This is a genomic window from Psychrobacter sp. 1Y6, assembly GCF_052258385.2.
Lineage (GTDB): Bacteria > Pseudomonadota > Gammaproteobacteria > Pseudomonadales > Moraxellaceae > Psychrobacter.
Map to the genome: position 1 here is coordinate 1,760,061 of NZ_JBQQEW020000001.1, position 16,752 is coordinate 1,776,812.

Sequence of the window (16,752 nt, forward strand, 5' to 3'; positions counted from 1 at the left end):
CTGTAGAAAATCTACAGTCTAGGAAAATAAAGTGACAAACAGTCATCGTACATTGCCACCGCTCAATGCCTTACGTGCATTTGAGGCTGCAGGGCGTCATCTTAATTTTCGGGCAGCGGCGGATGAGCTGTTTGTGACACAGGGCGCGGTCGCTCAGCAGGTAAGAATGCTAGAGAAGCATATCGGCTTTGCTTTGTTTCAAAGACTACCAAAAGGCGTGGCGCTCACCAGCCAAGGTTCTGTTTACTTTGCAGAAGTTACTTGCGCTTTTAAGATTTTGGATAAAGCAACAGCTCAGCTACTCAGAGAACCTAAAACTGTCACTATTAGCGTGACGCCGACTTTTGCCACTAAGCTATTATTGCCGCGCTTATCGGCTTTGACTGCTGCGGTCCCTGATGTCGAGTTGCGTACTGTAGCGACCGAGTCCGTTGCAGACTTTGACCGTGATCAGGTAGATATCGCGGTACGCCTGACGCGCCCACCATTCCCTGCGGTATTTGATACTCAGCTGCTGTTCAAACAAACGCTCGTAGCCGTGGCTAGCCCTCACTTAATGGCCAATAGAGAACTGCCTATATCACTTGAAGCGCTACAAGAGATGCCATTGCTCCATGACTCACATCATCATTGGCCACGATTTTTTGGTACTACAGGTAAGCTAGCCGGTGCTGTATTTAACCAGACCGCATTGGCTTTAGATGCAGCGCTAGCGGGTCAAGGCGTTGCGATTGCTTGTCAGGCGTTTGTACAAGCGGATTTGAATGCAGGAAGATTGGTACAGATAAGCGAGTCAACGCTAACAGTCGATCCAGATTATTATCTTGTTCGCAAAAAACACTCATCATCAACACCAACTGTCGACGCTGTCTGGAACTGGTGTGTCACTCATTTAGCACTGGCTTGATTTAGTCAGGGCTAGCTAAGCATTAAGTTAAACGTCAATATAAATAATCTAATCTCAAACTTATTAACGTTTTTAACCTGTAAAGCTAACTAAGATTTCAGTCGTGCTTTTCTATCCTACTACAGTCGTGCTTCAACATAATGATGCAGACCTTCTTTCTTTTTTATCCTCGTCTTTTCTAATTTTTCCTTATATCTAACTATCCTAACTCAAAAATAAAACACAGCTACCTACTCTCTTCTCAATCCAGAAGCAGCCGATTTTCACGTGGTTAAACCACTAATTTTTTATGTCACATTACGTACAACTTACACAGTTAATTTATCATAAACAATTATCGGCTAAATCATTACTTAATTTTGTATTAGTATGCATTGGTATTCAATAAAAGATTGAAGATACAAGTACTTACATTGTCTATAAGCCATTCTTTTTATATAAATTTCACTTGTTGTACCTGCTTAAGGACCAGACATGACTGCTAACACACAAGAAGCTTTGACTAGCGCAGCACTCAGTTTTCAATTAATGACGCGAGCTGAGCCTCCAGAGTTGGTTATTGCTACGATAAAGTCGTTATTAGCAGTAAAAGAAGCACACGATGAGATATTGATTATCGATAATAATAATAAAGAGACATCGTTATATGAGCCGTTGGCAGCATTTTGCCAAAGCTTAGACGCTAAATTGAACGTCCATTTTTATCACATTGATCGTGTCGAAGGATTCAAAGCGGGCGCTTTAAACTTGGCACTTGGGTTAATGAGTCCAGACTGTAGTCACATTGTGGTGGTCGATAGTGATTACCAAGCATTACCACATGCTAGAGCCTCTATTACACAGGCTATTGCCCAGTATCCTGAGCATACCCTACTGCAGTTTCCGCAGTTTTATCGTAATGAAGGACAGCTCGATGCGCGTAGCGAGTTGAATCACTATTTTAACCATCATCTGTACCGCTCTTTTAATCGCAATCGCGCCTTATCAACGGGTACTTATGCAGTCATTCGACGCTCGGATCTTTTGAGCATAGGAGGCTGGTCAGGCGCTTCTATCACTGAAGATGCTCAGATGGGCGTGCTTATGCATCGACAAGGTTTTCGCAGTCAGTTTGTACCAGAAGTTATTGCCACGGGTTTACTGCCTAACACGCTAGATGACCTAATATGTCAACGCCGACGCTGGATCTACGGCAATATGCAAGTACTCACGGATTACCTGTCAGTCCCGCACCACTCTCCAGTTCAGTATGTATCGCAATCCAAAAGTATGAGTGAACGTCTAGCATATATACGCGCTCATCTGTCTCAATTGAGTGCTTGGGTCAATTTTACAGGGTTCTTTATCCTTTTGCATATCTGCTCATTACTGGTGATGGTTGACATGCTTTTGGTAAATAACGCTGACATGTCGATGCTTGCACCTTTATATGTGGTTTATGCGGTTTATGCGTTTTTTATCTTTAGACGTTTGTGGGCATATTGCCGTGATCAATCGCCTCTCAATCAACAAATAGATGACGACCATCAGCCACGTTTTGGCAGAAAAGTACGAGCATGGTTGATGCATTTGAACTTTTGGGAAATTGGTGCCTTGTCATGGCTTCCGGTGCTGTGGGGACGAGAGAAACCTTTTGTCTGTACGCCAAAACAAAAATATATCCAAAGTCGACATTCATTATTCCTTAAGAATATAGCGGCGTTACCAAAACTGCTGTTAGTGCTAAATATCATTACAGCCCTAGTTGTAGCACCGTTTTCACCGCTCTACTCACCAGTACTATTTATATGTGCAGCGGCAGTTTGTATTCTCAAACTAAGCGCAGCCAAGGTAGCAATGGATAATTTCTCTAATGCTCGAGCAGATATGCCAAGTATGAGTAAGGTTCTAAAAAAGACTCTAAAAGTAGCCCATGAAAAAAAGACGACTATCACGACATCTTATGCGACGTCTTTATTTAAAGATAAAAAAACTATCGACTCGTAAAAGTCAGTACTTATAAAGATAGTGATTCTCAAAAACTTGCGATTTATATAAGCCAGTTTTGAACCAAGGTCATTCTATTGTCTTTTATCGTTTCTATACTAGGTCCCCTATACACCATTCTACTAACCATAACGCTTATAGCCATGATGCTTATAACTATAAAGGTCTTAAAAACATGATTAGGTCTTCGAATTCACCGCTACGTATTGCCATTATTGCGCATTCACTGTATCCCATTGCCCAGCCATATGCGGGTGGTCTAGAAATGATTACCCAATTGATTTGTGACGAATTGGTGGCGCAAGGTCATGAGGTATTGCTTTACGCTCATAAAGATAGCGAGACGAAAGCAACATTGGTGCCTTTATTGACTCGTCATGAGTTTAATAAGATGGTCTATGATAATGAGCATGAAACGGTCGCCATGGGCCGTGAAGAGATGTACCAATATCTCACCTATCAGATAGCCTTACGAGATATTATCGAACGTGATGAGCGTGGTGAGATTGATATCGTACATAACCACAGTCTGCATCACATTCCGATGATGACAGGCCAAGCGTTTGGCGAAAGGTTTTTTACCACTTTTCACACGCCTATTTTTCCGCAGTTACGTTTGGCTCTTTTGACGCTGCGCTCTGGTACAACCACTCAATTTACAGCAATTAGTAAGCACCAACAGCAGTTATTCGCTGAGTTTGTCCCCTCACAAGTGGTATACAACGGTATCGACGTCGAATCCTTTACTGCCAATACAGAATCGCTTGGCAATACAAATGGTAGCGATGACGAGGTATATTTCTGGTATGGACGCATCTGCCCTGAGAAAGGCACTCATTTAGCCATGCGGTACTGTATGGAAGCTGGGAAGAAACTTATCATAGCAGGACCTAAAAGCAACGAAGACTACTTCAATCAAAAAGTAGCCCCTTTGTTATTTAAAGACAGTAAGAGTGGCGACGACAAACTATTCAGTTATGTAGGTCATGTCACCCAGGACGAGATCAATAATTATTTGTGCCAAGCAACTGCCATGCTATTTACCAGTACTTGGGACGAGCCATACGGATTGACCTTAGCTGAGAGTTTGGCATGTGGCACACCAGTCATTGGTTTCGATGCAGGAGCCAGTGCCGAAATCATTACTCCAGAGACAGGAGTCATCGTACCTAAAAAAGACAAAGCCGCCTTTATCAATGGTTTTTCTACGATTAAAAACATATCACGCCAAGCCTGCCGTGACCGTGCTTTGCAGTTTTGTTCAGTGTCAGCCATGGTAGACGGCTATCTGGAACTTTACCGAGCAGCGTTAAAAAATAGAACTGCGTTAATAGAAGACAATTCAGAAAGTTATATCAATAGTATTAACGGTATCAACAGCTATGAGCTGTCTGATTTAACAAAAGACTTCCTACAATTTTTTAATCAAGCCATTCAAGCACCAGTTGAAACTGAGAATAATCTTGTTAGCTTTTCTGAGGGATCATAATGATGCGTATTGGATATTATGCTCATCATCACGGCTCAGGACATTGCCGACAGGCAGACAAACTGGCTGCATTGCTACCTAATAACGTAAGATCGCAATTAACGGTATTTACAAGCTTAGATATAGATAGCTATCGTTTTACCGCTATTAATGAACAACAAATCGTGCGTTTGAATGCAGAAGATGAACGACCCGATGACATATTAGCAGGTCGTGCGGGAGAATATTGGCAACCAGCCAGCCTACACTACTCGCCCGTAGGCAATACCGATATCCAAAAACGCAGTCACCAAATACTAGATACTATCTTTCAACATAAGATCGATCTGATGATTATCGATGTCAGCGTCGAGGTGGCCATGCTCTGCCGTGCGGCAAGTATTCCTTACCTTTACGTTAGGCTTCCGGGTATTCGCGACGATGCGCCACATATAGGTGCTTTTGCTGGCGCGCTTGCCTTACTAGCGCCTTATCCTAAAGCGTTAGAGTCTGCCCAGACATCCGAATGGGTCTGTGATAAAACGCTCTATCTTGACTTTATCTACTCTCAAAAAACCGAGTCATACACTTATGAGAGCTTTATAGATATTTTGGAAAAATTAAGCGTAGGTGGCGAAACTTCTGATCTTAAATCTACAAACCTACCATCTATCAAGGCTCAATTAACATACAATTCCGGAGCTACAACACCTATTATCACCGTCATTAAAGGCTACGGTGGACATAAAGCGATTGACGAAAAATTACCAGATTTACGCTCACTGCTACCCGATGCATTAATTGTCTCTCTCGGGCCTATAGACGATGACAAACGATGTTATGTCGATATCTCAGCTGAGGTAGATGACGTCATACCATTTATTTGTCATAGCGATTATTTGATGATGGCCTGTGGCCTAAACGCTGTTGCGCAAGCGTATCATTACGATACGCCGCTCATAGTAGTGCCTGATGACAGGCCGTATAATGAACAGGCCGTCATGGCTGAAGCGTTAGTCGCTCAAAACAAAGCGCTAAATTGGCAGCAGTTTAAAACCTTAATGAGCGTCAATGATGGTCAATCTGAATCTATTGCCCAAACCATTCATGGCCGAAGCAAACCACACCTCACTACCTCGGTCGATAGCATTGAAAAAATTAACAGTGAGGAAGATAGCGGCGAGGAAACCAACGCAACTACGCTAACAGCTGCTCAAGCGTTTATGCATAGCACCACTGATTATCCTACCACTAAGCGTTGGTTTGAAAACTGGCTGCTTCCTCAACTCAACTTAACACCTAAATCAACAATTAAAGACTGACTTATTAAATATTGACTTATTAAAAACAAAAGGCAACCTGATAGCGAGGTAAAGACAAGCGATGACCATTCAGCCAACTAGTAACGCTAGCACGACTTCTAATACTGTATCGATGACCGTCATTACGACTTGCTATGGTCGTAATCGTCATCTCTACAACCTACTCAGTAGTCTAGAAAACAGTAGTGTAAAGCCAGCCGAAGTCATTATCGTCAACGACGACGCTGACCCCAATCAGTTAGCTGAATTTTCATTAAATATCGTGAAATTACCGACTACGGTTAAATCAGCTGTGAATAACGGTGATGATATTAAAACTACAGAGTTTGATATCGGACATAATCGCAATCTTGGAGCGTTGCAGGCAACTCACGATATGCTGATTTTTTTGGATGTTGATTGTATCGTAGCGCCTACGTTTATTGAGCAAATGTATGAGAAGCTTCTGCAATATCCTAATGCACTTTTGATGGGTCAACCACGCTATCTAACGCGACCTTTATCAGTAGAAGAAAATGCACAATTAAAAATTAACCATCTGCCTGTCTCTATTTTAGATGAGCTGTCTGTCTATAACCCTTATCGTTATAATTTTGATGAAGCTGACTCATATCCTACTGAAACAGAGCAAACCGCTATCAAACAAACTGATGATTACGGTGCATTTTGGAGCCTGTGCTTCGCTATCAAGCGACAGACTTTTGATAAAATTGGCGGTTTCGACACCCAATATACAGGTTATGGCGCAGAGGATACCGATTTTGCCTTTACAGCACGTCGGTTAGGTATCGATTTTTACCTTACTGCCGATATCGCTTATCATCAGCAGCATAGTGTCTACCGGCCACCTCTTAATCATTTGGACAGTATCATTGTCAATGCCAATCGCTTCTATCAAAAATGGCACTGTTGGCCCATGGCAGGATGGTTGTCACAGTTTTCCGATATGGATCTGATTGATTGGACCGAAGAACAGTCAGTATTGATAGCTGTACGACGAGAGCCTAGCGATAACGAGATAAAGCGCGCCCATTGTCCAGACGCTCCTTATGTTTGACTATTTTTAGCTAACGAAAACTTAGCTAATCAATATTCTAGTACCGATGAATAGACACTCCTTTAGGTAGTCGACTCATTTCCTGACGTTCAAAATCCCAATTATGACCATGCCAAAAGTGAGCAGTTTTATCATTGTCATTGAAGCCGATCATTACTATCTCTAACGGTAGTTTCGTTTTTCGAATATGGTGTAAGTATGCTCGAGCTGCCAGCATCAGCCGATACAATAAAAAACCGGATGAAGGCGCTGATGAATGAATATCGGTAAAGCATGGATAGTCAGCAACGACTTCATGACGCTCTGATAGCACACTGTGGTAGGTAGGGCTTGATAATAGTTTTTGCATGTTCGAAGAAATATCTAAGATGCGATGAGCAGTGATAGGATCGTCATTAAGGCTTGGATCATCAGCTAATGTTGGAAACTGATAAGGCTGGTTGCTCGTCAATACCCCTAGTGGCGCGGTCTCTGCCATTTGCTCTATCACTGATATATGATTGCTTCTAGGTGGTAGACCAAAATGCAGCTTACTATCACCAATCTGCCGAAAAAACAACAGCTTAGGTAGTGAACTAGCTAACTGATGGCTAGCAAAAAAATCAGCGTGAATAAAGTGATTAAATAACACTAAGACATCATCGGGCTGTAATAGCATCTCAAGCTGCGTCGTGGTCACAGCAGGATTATTTGCAATTAGAACGACTCGTTTAGCTTGATCCAAGGCAGTCTGTATAACGACTGGTAGCGTTAAGAAAGCAGACCGCGCTGTGCTTATGTCATTAGATATGTATTCGCTCTTCTCTGACAGCGAGATACTCTGTTTAAGTATTGGTTTTTTTGTATTGGACTCTGTATTAGACATAGCAACCTTAGTTAATGTAATCTTTTGATTGCTACTTTAGCATTATTAGCGATTTTTATAGAAAAAGCTTTACCCCTATTATGCATGGATAAAGCCTTATCTTAATAAAAGTCTACTACTTCATACTTATTTAATTTAAAAATCATATTTTGCCATAATTTCAATTTGCTGACCTGCTGGCATCCATGGGAATGTCGTCACATCCTGATTTCTCCACTCAATACCCAAATCTAAATCTGGTAAATACTCATAGATAAGGTTTGCGCTTTTTACATTGGCAGAAGTGTCTGCCGCATCGTCTACATTTACCTCACCATAACGCAAGTTGCCACGCAGCTTTTGGGTGAATTGATGCTTATATCCTACGCTATAGCCCGTTTGCGAGATGAGCTTCCCATCCTCGGCATCACAGTCTACGCCGCCATTCATAACTAGCGGTCCTCCAACACAGATGGCAGAATAGGCACCCATGCCTTTACCATTGTATATACTGGCATGGAGTGAATCTTTACCCAATGTCAGCTTGCCCGCTAAAGAAACACCGATACCCACATCTGAACCATCTCCGTTCTCAGCATCACGAGCCGTGACAGCCACGTTATAGTCAAAGTTAGATATCTTATCTTTGTAGCTTACCACCATATCAGGTAAGCTCGCATTATCATAAACAGGGTCTTGAGCCGTGAAGCGCAGCCCCTTATAAGTATAGTGCAACGTCAAATCTGGACGAATATAAGAGCCACCACCAGAGGCCGTGCCCAAACCAGTACCCCAGAAGTCAAGCTGCTCCGTAGACAGAGGTGCCACTGCCAAAAACTGACCGTTCCAAGTCTTACCCACTGTCAAATCATCAACCTGAACATACGCATGACGCAAGCGCAGATTTGAGCCGCCCTTGGCGTAATCGCCATAAAAATCACCTTCGACAAACCCCGTGAGTTTTTTATCATCTACCGACTTGGTCGTCTTAATATTGATACGAGACTGGCGTAAATTACCCTTGAATTCCGACTCGCCTTCATCAGGAGAGTTAAAAGCACCTTCTGCTTTGATGTAACCACCGATACTCAAAGTCGTGTCGCCTGTTGTCACAAGATCAATTGCTTGTGCAGATACGCATGTTACAACCATAGCAAAAGCTACAGATAGCCTTTCTATATAAAGCATCATTCATCTATTCCCTGTTTTATGTTGATATCCTTATCAATCCCAATTGCTACTACGTTTTCTTTAATACATAAAAATAAATAATCCTTTTAGATGAAAATTAACGTCTACTTAATAAATACTTCCTAACTAAAAACCCCAATCATTATTTGACCGATATATTAGGTGTTACGCTTCTTGATTAATATTCTCTAACGCAGCAATCGCTTCTTTTTGCGACTCATCGATCGGCTTTTTTTGCCCACTCAATTTATCGAGATATACCAACACCGACTCACCGATTGCAACGACTATTTTCTGCACTGTACTGTAATAGGTATATTCATGAATCAGACTTGAATTACCGATTTTTTTGACCTTGACGCCAATCCATAATTCATCAGGGTAAGCAACCGATTTAAGGTATCGACATGACGAGGCTGCCATCACCGAAGACGTTTGTTCGTTAAATAGACCAAGCCGCCTGTTGTAGTAGATACGAGCGTTTTGAGCATATTCGTAATAAACCACATTATTGACATGACCAAAGGAGTCCATATCACCCCACTCCACTTGCTGAGGATAAATAACGGTAAAGTCATGCAATGGATGATTGTCATCGCTTGTGACAATCTCTTGTATTTTTGGGAACGTAGGCGCAGCTTCCATAGTTTCTCTCTTTTTATTAGACAGGTTTTGTTATATAGATGATGAGTGTAACTCAGGGTTCTCGTGACTCACACACCTTCCCCATCCCTAGCATTTAGTCAAACACTAGGGTTTATGCAAGCTTTCACTTTTTTCAAAGTCGATTTGATGGTGACCGGATTGTTTGACTAGATGAGATTTTCTGAGTACATCGAACGCATGCGTTTTTTATCGAGTTTACCGACGCTGGTTTTTGGCATGTCTGGCAAAAACCTCACTTCACTTGGCACACCGTATTTTGGCAGATGGCCTCTCTCTACTGCTTGATGACCCAATGCCAAAATATCTTCCATTTTTGTGTCGACATGGTCTGGTTTTAGCACGATCAATGCCAAGGGGCGCTCGCCCCAACGCTCATCTGGCACACCAATCACCGCGATATCAGCAACGCTAGGATGAAAGGACAAAATGGTTTCGACCTCGAGCGAGGACACCCACTCACCGCCTGACTTGATAACATCTTTTAGCCTATCGGTAATGCTTAGCGTACCATCAGCGGTCATGCAGGCGATATCTTGAGTATGCATCCAGCCGCCTTTCCATAACTCATTACCTGCGTCAGGATTTTTAAAATAACTTTGGGTCAACCAAGGCGCGCGTATCACAAGCTCGCCTGTCGATTTGCCATCCATGGGTTGTGGTTTACCATTTTCATCCCAGATCTCCATCGACACTAGCATAATGGGTGAACCTGACAGACAACGATAGTTAAGATTATCCTCTAGCGTCATTGACTCTGTTTTGTCATCGAATACTGCTCGAGACAGTACAGGGCAAGACTCTGACATTCCAAACCCTGACATAAACTCGATACCGCACTCGATAGCGGCTTTGGCTAAGCCCTCATTAAGCTTTGAGCCACCTAGTAACAGTTTAAGATCTTCAAATTTGCGACCGCGCTCTGCCATTTCTTTGAGGAGCATCTGTAGTATTGCTGGGACACCATGTGACAATGTGACTTTGTGCTGCTCGATCAAGTCGACCAATTTTGGTGCCAGATATCTCCCGGGATATACTTGCTTGAGTCCTATCATGGTAGCGCCATACGGCCAGCACCACGCATGTACATGGAACAAAGGCGTCATCGGCATATAGACATCGTTGTAGCGCGCGCCTTGACCTTCGGCATTGAGGGCTGACGCCAAAGTGCTTGCCATCGTCTGTAGTACGATCTGACGATGAGTAAAGAAAACCCCTTTTGGATCACCTGTCGTGCCACTGGTGTAGAACGTAGTAGCGATGGTATTTTCATCAAAGTCTGAGAAGTCAAACTCGTCACTGGCAGCTGCTAATAGCGCCTCATATTCGCCATCGACATAGTCTGGCAGCTCAGCTTTATCGTCTGCATCATCAGCCCACATTACATGCTCGATAGAAGGCGCATCGTCACGATAATCTTTAATCATCGGCGCAAATTCAGCATTCAATAATAAGGCTTTTGGCGCAGCATGATTGACGGTATATAGCACTTTTTCTTCAGACAGACGGACATTAACGGTTTGCAAAATCATGCCCGACATTGGTACTGCAAAGTAGGCCTCAAGGTAACGATGACTATCCCAGTCCATGACCGCGACCACATCACCTGCCTGCAAGCCCATATTTTTTAACACATTGGCCAAGCGATTAATACGTTTAAAAAACTCAGCATAGGTATAAGTGACTTTGTCGGCATAGCTAATGGTTTGGTTGGTGGAAGCAATCTTGGCGCGGTTTAGTAGCTGTTTGATAATTAACGGGAACCCATACGCCTCTTCGGCTTGATGGTAATTATCGTGTTCGTTGAGTATGGTTGTCATGGTATCTTCCTTGATAATAAATTGTCCTTGATATAGTCAATCCTCTATAAAAGAGTGACAGCGTTAACCTCTCTTGAAGTATCACAGTTACATCTGCGCTCGGTTGCTTTGTCTCTCTTTTAAACTGACTCAACTATAGTCAATAATGGGGCGAGCATACTTTTGAGTCTTAGACGCGTTCTATCACCATGGCAAGCCCTTGCCCAATACCAATACACAGGCTGACAACGGCATATTTGCCACCTGTGCGCTGTAGCTCTCGAGCAGTACTCAAGGCGATTCTGGCACCTGATGCGCCAAGCGGATGGCCGACAGCGATGGCTCCACCATTGGGATTGACACGCTTATCATCAAAATCAATATCTAACCCTTTTAGACAACCCAGTACCTGTGAGGCAAAAGCTTCATTGATCTCAATGATAGACATGTCCTCGAGGCTCAAACCAGCACGCTTTAGTGCAAGCTTAATCGCTTCAACAGGACCCACGCCCATGATATTGGGTTCAATACCCATTGCACCTGATGATAGGATCTTGGCAATCGGTTTAAAGCCTAGCTTTTCCTCTGCTTGCTTTGAGCCAATGATGAGCGCGGCAGCACCATCATTGATACCAGACGCATTACCTGCGGTGACGATTCCATCTTTGTTTAACGGTTTGAGCTTTTGTAGTGCTTCAATATTAGAGCTGGCACGCGGATGCTCATCATCTATGACTACTTTTGCAGGCAATTTCTTACCTTGGGATACAGTGATAGGTGTTATCTCATCGTCAAAAAACCCTGCTTGTTTGGCGACTTGGTACTTGGCCTGTGATGCGGCTGCAAATTTATCGGCTTCCTCTCGTGTAATACCATACTTCTGCGCGACATTATCGCCCGTCTGCGGCATGGTATCACAGCCGAACTTCTCAATAATTTTTGGGTTGGGAAAACGGCTACCGATAGTGGTATCAAATACTTTAAAGTCACGGCTAAAAGGCTGCTCTGTCTTGGCAAATACAAACGGCGCACGCGTCATCGACTCGACCCCACCTGCTAAAATAATATCCCCTTCGTTGCACGTAATACTGCGAGCAGCATCGACAACAGTAGACAGACCTGACGCACATAAACGGTTTACTGTCTGACCTGGAGTTGTTACATCCAACCCTGCTAACAAAGCCGCGTTACGCGCGATATTGCGAGAATCCTCGCCTGCTTGGTTAGCGCTGCCTAGCAACACTTCATCAAAGATATCAGCAGATAGCTGGTGCTTTTCGACCAACGCTTTCATCACGCCGGCAACCAAATCATCAGCGCGTACGGTTGCTAATGCGCCAACATATCGACCAAAAGGACTTCTTAATCCATCATAAATATAGGCATCTAACATAACCTTTCCTTGTTGTATTTTTTAACTCTAAATAATGGTTTTATGGTTTAATAACCATATCTTGTCGTTCAAATTAGTAAGTGTTTTGCTGAGTAAACAATGACACATCAAGCTTGGCACGGCGCTGCAACCAAGGGCTTGGACGGTAACGTGGGTCACCTGTCAGCCCGTAGATACGCTCTAAAATGAGCAATACACGCGAGGCCCCAAGATGATCGCCCCAAGAGATAGGACCATATGGATAACCTAGCCCAAGCTTGACAGCATTATCGATGTCTTCAGGTGAAGCAATCCCTTGCATGGCAATGTCGCAACCGAGATTAATCACCATAGCGACCACACGCTGTGTCACAAAGCCGATACTTTCGGAAATCAGCGTGGCATCGACTATAGGCTGTGTGGCTGCTTCATTAGCATCCAAGCCTTTACCAAATAACGTATAAGCTTGTGCGACAAATTTTTCCTGCGTGACGAGACTTGGCATCAAAGTACGATGCTTTGCTAGTCCAATGAGCATATCAATGGCAACGGCTTGCTTAGGATTAACTTGATAACGAATGGCAGCATTGGTCGTATCTTCGCCATAGGGTGCTAGCAAAACCAAACTATCAGGGTTTGGCTTGTCGTTGTCATCAATAGTGATACCCTGAGACTTTAGGTAATCGACCAGCTGAGTTTTGTCTTCTGCCAGATCAGCGCCAACCCAAACTGAGGTAATAACGGCATCAGATATGAGTGCTTCGGACGACTGATCTTGAGCAGTAGCTGCTGACAACTTCTGACCGTTTTCATAGTGATAAAACCCTGCACCAACCTTACGGCCGAGCTTTTTACCTACTAGCATTTGACGGGTCAGTGGATGCGGGCGATAACGCGCTTCGTGATAGAACTGATTGTAAATCGACTCCATCACGGGGTGCGACACATCGATACCAGTGAGGTCTAACAGCTCAAACGGCCCCATGCGAAACCCTGCGCCTTCACGCAAAATTCGGTCAATACTCTCAAACGTTGTTACCCCTTCACCCAATATTTTTAACGCTTCTGTACCGTACGCTCTACCGCCATGATTGACGATAAAACCCGGTGTGTCTTTTGCTACCACACCTAGGTGACCCATACGTTTGGCCAAATCGGAGAGAACGTCAATCACTGATTGCTGAGTAGACAGACCTGGAATGACCTCTACAATTTTCATCAAAGGGACTGGATTAAAGAAGTGAAACCCTGCCACACGTTCTGGATAATCACAGTCAGCAGCAATGGCGGTCACTGATAAGGAGGAGGTATTGGTCGCCAAAATAGTATCGGCAGTGATCACACCTTCTAACTGGGCAAAAAGTTGTTTTTTGATGTCTAGATTTTCGATAATGGCTTCAACCACTATCTCAGCAGTCGCAATTTGGCTAAGCTCTTGTAGTACGGTCAAATTACTTAAAGTATCCTGTAGCTGCTCATCGCTAAATTTGCCTTTAGCAGTTAGTTTTTCTAGGGTACTTTGCAAGGATTGTCGTCCTTGTTCAGCAGCGCCTGATTTGGCGTCATATAACAGTACTTGGATACCAGCTTGAGCAGCAATTTGAGCAATACCCATGCCCATAATACCAGTGCCAATAATGGCGATTGTGTTCACAGTCATAATAACTCTCTACATAGTTTGCTATGAAATTTCGGTTCAAAGGTGATAACTTGGTTCAAAAGCGATCACAATGTGGCTCTGAATTCACGTGCTTATGAATTCACGTGCTTATGAATTAACGCAGCTATGGATTAGTGCCCTTTGTACTCTGCAGGACGCTTTTCCAAGAAGGCTTTAGCGCCTTCTTTTTGGTCATCGGTATTGAACAAAATCTGGAAAGCCTTACGCTCTAAAGCCAACGCACCTTCTAAAGGCATATCAACACCTAGATTTGCCACTTCTTTGATTTGTGCTAAGGCAATAGGAGAGTAATGTGATAGCTGCTCAGCAATCTCAATGGCGCGTGTGATAGTAGCCTCATCTTCAACGACTTCAGATACCAGCCCCATTGTGTCCGCCTCATCAGCGCTGATCATATCGCCCGTTAGTACCATCTTCATGGCCTTATGTTTGCCAATCACGCGAAACAAACGCTGCGTCCCGCCAGCACCTGGCATGAGTCCTATCTTGATTTCGGGTTGGCCAAATTTGGCAGACTTGCCTGCAATGATGATGTCAGCATGCATGGCCAACTCGCAGCCACCGCCCAGCGCATAACCATTGACGGCAGCAATAATGGGTTTTTGGCAGTTAGTAATGGCATCCCAATAGCGTTCACTATGACGCAGGTACATATCCACTGTACTTGTAGTCAAAAAATCGTTGATATCCGCACCAGCGGCAAACACCTTGTCACCACCAGTAAGGACGATCGCTTTGGTTTGTGGGTCATCATTTAGTTGAATGAACAGATCTGCCATTTGTTGACGTAGCTCGCTGTTTAGTGCATTGCGCACTTTAGGGCGATTAAGTCTAACGACACTCACGCCTTCTCCTTTTTTCTCACAAATAATGAGTGGCTCTTCCATGATCGACTCCTTAAACATCATTCTTGCATAAAGTATAAACACCGTAATAAAGCATTTATTTTGAATATTAAATATCGCTATGCGGTATTTAATATCAATATATACTGTTTATTTTGGTTTGTGAAGCATAAAAATTTGATAAATTAGAATAAATGTAAAGTAAAACGCTATATTCAATTATATAAATACCGCAATGCGGTTTTTTAAACCAAAACTATTGTAATTTAATAATTCATCGATTATGCTGTTTATCCAAGGACGTCACATTATTTATTACAGTCACAGCGCCGATACTGATATTAGGCATCAATCAAACAAGGAAGATTCATATGATTAGAGATAAAGAGACCCTCGACCACATCACCCAAACCATTCGTAACTTCGTTAACAATCAACTTATCCCTATGGAACATTGGGTTGCCGAAAATGACCGCCTTCCAGAAGAGATCATTGAGCAAATGCGAGAATTAGGACTTTTTGGACTGACCATACCTGAAGAGTACGGCGGACTTGGTGTCACTATGGAAGAAGAGGTCACGCTGGCATTTGAGTTAGGACGTACCTCTCCTGCGTTTCGCTCATTAATAGGGACAAATAATGGTATTGGCTCATCTGGCCTAGTCATTGATGGCACTGAAGCACAAAAGCAAAAGTATCTACCTCGGTTGGCCAGTGGTGAAATCATCGGTTCATTCTGTTTGACCGAGCCGGAGTCAGGATCAGATGCCGCATCATTGAAAACGACCGCTATTAAGGATGGTGATACTTATATCATCAATGGTACCAAGCGCTATATCACCAACGCCCCGCAGGCTGGTGTATTCACTGTCATGGCACGCACCGATCCACAAAACAAACGCTCTGGCGGTATTTCGGCATTTATTGTTGAAAGCGACACACCTGGTATTACTTTGGGCAAAATTGACAAAAAAATGGGCCAAAAAGGCGCGCATACTTGTGATGTGATCTTTGATAATTGCGTCGTACCAGCGGATGCACTCATCGGCGGTGTTGAGGGGGTTGGCTTTAAAACGGCCATGAAAGTTCTTGATAAAGGGCGCTTGCATATTGCGGCAGCCAGTACTGGAGCTGCTACTCGCATGCTAAATGATGCACTCAACTATGCCGTCGAGCGTAAGCAATTTGGTCAACCGATTGCTAGTTTTCAGCTGATTCAAGGCATGCTCGCTGACTCAAAAGCAGAAATCTATGCCGCCAAATCCATGGTGCTAGATGCGGCACGTCTGCGTGACGAAGGCAAAGACGTCGTTACCGAATCCTCATGCGCCAAAATGTTTGCCACTGAGATGTGTGGCCGTGTTGCTGATAGAGCGGTACAAATCCATGGCGGTGCCGGTTATATCGCAGACTACGGTATTGAACGTTTTTATCGTGATGTACGTCTATATCGTTTGTATGAAGGTACCACGCAAATTCAGCAAGTCATCATTGCCCGCAATATGATTAAAGAAGCCAGTGAGTAATCCTTACCACCTTTTCATCCACCAAAATGCACGGCGGTATTTGCTAGGATGCTGATACCGTTCCCCTCTATTTTTACCACTACGCATCAAA

At 43.5% G+C, this 16,752-nt stretch carries 13 protein-coding genes; 6 read left to right on the forward strand and 7 right to left on the reverse strand.

Features of this window, described 5'->3' with window-relative positions; translation table 11 throughout:
• Window positions 1-31: 31 nt before the first annotated feature.
• The 5 genes from ACTXGF_RS21040 (at window position 32) to ACTXGF_RS21060 (ending at window position 6,740) form a co-directional block, all read left to right on the forward strand.
• A complete protein-coding gene (locus ACTXGF_RS21040; protein ID WP_443534777.1) occupies window positions 32-907 on the forward strand; it encodes a LysR substrate-binding domain-containing protein in 876 nt (291 codons plus the stop codon).
• Between the two features lie 474 nt (window positions 908-1,381).
• Window positions 1,382-2,893, forward strand: coding sequence for a glycosyltransferase family 2 protein (locus ACTXGF_RS21045; RefSeq protein ID WP_443534778.1), 1,512 nt, complete (start codon window positions 1,382-1,384; stop codon window positions 2,891-2,893).
• Between the two features lie 175 nt (window positions 2,894-3,068).
• Entirely contained in the window at window positions 3,069-4,382 is a 1,314-nt protein-coding gene (locus ACTXGF_RS21050) for a glycosyltransferase (RefSeq protein WP_443534780.1), read from the forward strand.
• The gene (locus ACTXGF_RS21055; protein WP_443534781.1) at window positions 4,382-5,683 is read left to right on the forward strand and encodes a hypothetical protein; all 1,302 of its coding nucleotides are present in this window, start codon (window positions 4,382-4,384) and stop codon (window positions 5,681-5,683) included. Before ACTXGF_RS21050 ends, ACTXGF_RS21055 begins: the two co-directional genes overlap by 1 nt.
• Before the next feature lie 61 nt (window positions 5,684-5,744).
• Complete coding sequence (locus tag ACTXGF_RS21060) at window positions 5,745-6,740, forward strand: glycosyltransferase family 2 protein (RefSeq protein ID WP_443534783.1); 996 nt, start codon at window positions 5,745-5,747, stop codon at window positions 6,738-6,740.
• A gap of 37 nt (window positions 6,741-6,777) precedes the next feature.
• Here the strand turns inward: ACTXGF_RS21060 and ACTXGF_RS21065 are convergent, their stop codons facing one another.
• From ACTXGF_RS21065 to ACTXGF_RS21095, 7 genes are all read right to left on the reverse strand, one after another.
• Window positions 6,778-7,605: a hypothetical protein gene (locus ACTXGF_RS21065; protein ID WP_443534785.1), complete on the reverse strand. Its 828-nt coding sequence runs from the start codon at window positions 7,603-7,605 to the stop codon at window positions 6,778-6,780.
• Window positions 7,606-7,740: 135 nt separating this feature from the next.
• Window positions 7,741-8,736, reverse strand: a complete 996-nt coding sequence (locus ACTXGF_RS21070; RefSeq protein WP_522885863.1) for a hypothetical protein — start codon at window positions 8,734-8,736, stop codon at window positions 7,741-7,743.
• Between the two features lie 204 nt (window positions 8,737-8,940).
• The gene (locus ACTXGF_RS21075; RefSeq protein ID WP_443534789.1) at window positions 8,941-9,420 is read right to left on the reverse strand and encodes an acyl-CoA thioesterase; all 480 of its coding nucleotides are present in this window, start codon (window positions 9,418-9,420) and stop codon (window positions 8,941-8,943) included.
• A 167-nt stretch (window positions 9,421-9,587) separates the two neighbouring features.
• Window positions 9,588-11,258, reverse strand: a complete 1,671-nt coding sequence (locus ACTXGF_RS21080) for a fatty acid--CoA ligase (protein WP_443534791.1) — start codon at window positions 11,256-11,258, stop codon at window positions 9,588-9,590.
• A 169-nt stretch (window positions 11,259-11,427) separates the two neighbouring features.
• The gene (locus ACTXGF_RS21085; RefSeq protein ID WP_443534793.1) at window positions 11,428-12,630 is read right to left on the reverse strand and encodes a 3-oxoadipyl-CoA thiolase; all 1,203 of its coding nucleotides are present in this window, start codon (window positions 12,628-12,630) and stop codon (window positions 11,428-11,430) included.
• Window positions 12,631-12,703: 73 nt separating this feature from the next.
• Complete coding sequence (locus tag ACTXGF_RS21090; RefSeq protein WP_443534795.1) at window positions 12,704-14,269, reverse strand: 3-hydroxyacyl-CoA dehydrogenase; 1,566 nt, start codon at window positions 14,267-14,269, stop codon at window positions 12,704-12,706.
• A gap of 131 nt (window positions 14,270-14,400) precedes the next feature.
• Window positions 14,401-15,177 (reverse strand): enoyl-CoA hydratase, encoded by a 777-nt coding sequence (locus tag ACTXGF_RS21095; RefSeq protein WP_443534797.1) that lies wholly within the window; start codon window positions 15,175-15,177, stop codon window positions 14,401-14,403.
• Between the two features lie 329 nt (window positions 15,178-15,506).
• On the opposite strand from ACTXGF_RS21095, the gene ACTXGF_RS21100 reads away from it, so the two are divergent.
• Complete coding sequence (locus tag ACTXGF_RS21100; RefSeq protein ID WP_238069931.1) at window positions 15,507-16,661, forward strand: acyl-CoA dehydrogenase family protein; 1,155 nt, start codon at window positions 15,507-15,509, stop codon at window positions 16,659-16,661.
• Window positions 16,662-16,752 lie beyond the last annotated feature (91 nt).

Bases quoted from the DNA above. Each gene is read 5' to 3' on its own strand.
- ACTXGF_RS21045 (WP_443534778.1), top strand. From the start codon at position 1,382: ATGACTGCTAACACACAAGAAGCTTTGACTAGCGCAGCACTCAGTTTT.
- ACTXGF_RS21050 (WP_443534780.1), top strand. From the start codon at position 3,069: ATGATTAGGTCTTCGAATTCACCGCTACGTATTGCCATTATTGCGCAT.
- ACTXGF_RS21055 (WP_443534781.1), top strand. From the start codon at position 4,382: ATGATGCGTATTGGATATTATGCTCATCATCACGGCTCAGGACATTGC.
- ACTXGF_RS21060 (WP_443534783.1), top strand. From the start codon at position 5,745: ATGACCATTCAGCCAACTAGTAACGCTAGCACGACTTCTAATACTGTA.
- ACTXGF_RS21065 (WP_443534785.1), bottom strand. From the start codon at position 7,605: ATGTCTAATACAGAGTCCAATACAAAAAAACCAATACTTAAACAGAGT.
- ACTXGF_RS21070 (WP_522885863.1), bottom strand. From the start codon at position 8,736: ATGGTTGTAACATGCGTATCTGCACAAGCAATTGATCTTGTGACAACA.
- ACTXGF_RS21075 (WP_443534789.1), bottom strand. From the start codon at position 9,420: ATGGAAGCTGCGCCTACGTTCCCAAAAATACAAGAGATTGTCACAAGC.
- ACTXGF_RS21080 (WP_443534791.1), bottom strand. From the start codon at position 11,258: ATGACAACCATACTCAACGAACACGATAATTACCATCAAGCCGAAGAG.
- ACTXGF_RS21085 (WP_443534793.1), bottom strand. From the start codon at position 12,630: ATGTTAGATGCCTATATTTATGATGGATTAAGAAGTCCTTTTGGTCGA.
- ACTXGF_RS21090 (WP_443534795.1), bottom strand. From the start codon at position 14,269: ATGACTGTGAACACAATCGCCATTATTGGCACTGGTATTATGGGCATG.
- ACTXGF_RS21095 (WP_443534797.1), bottom strand. From the start codon at position 15,177: ATGGAAGAGCCACTCATTATTTGTGAGAAAAAAGGAGAAGGCGTGAGT.
- ACTXGF_RS21100 (WP_238069931.1), top strand. From the start codon at position 15,507: ATGATTAGAGATAAAGAGACCCTCGACCACATCACCCAAACCATTCGT.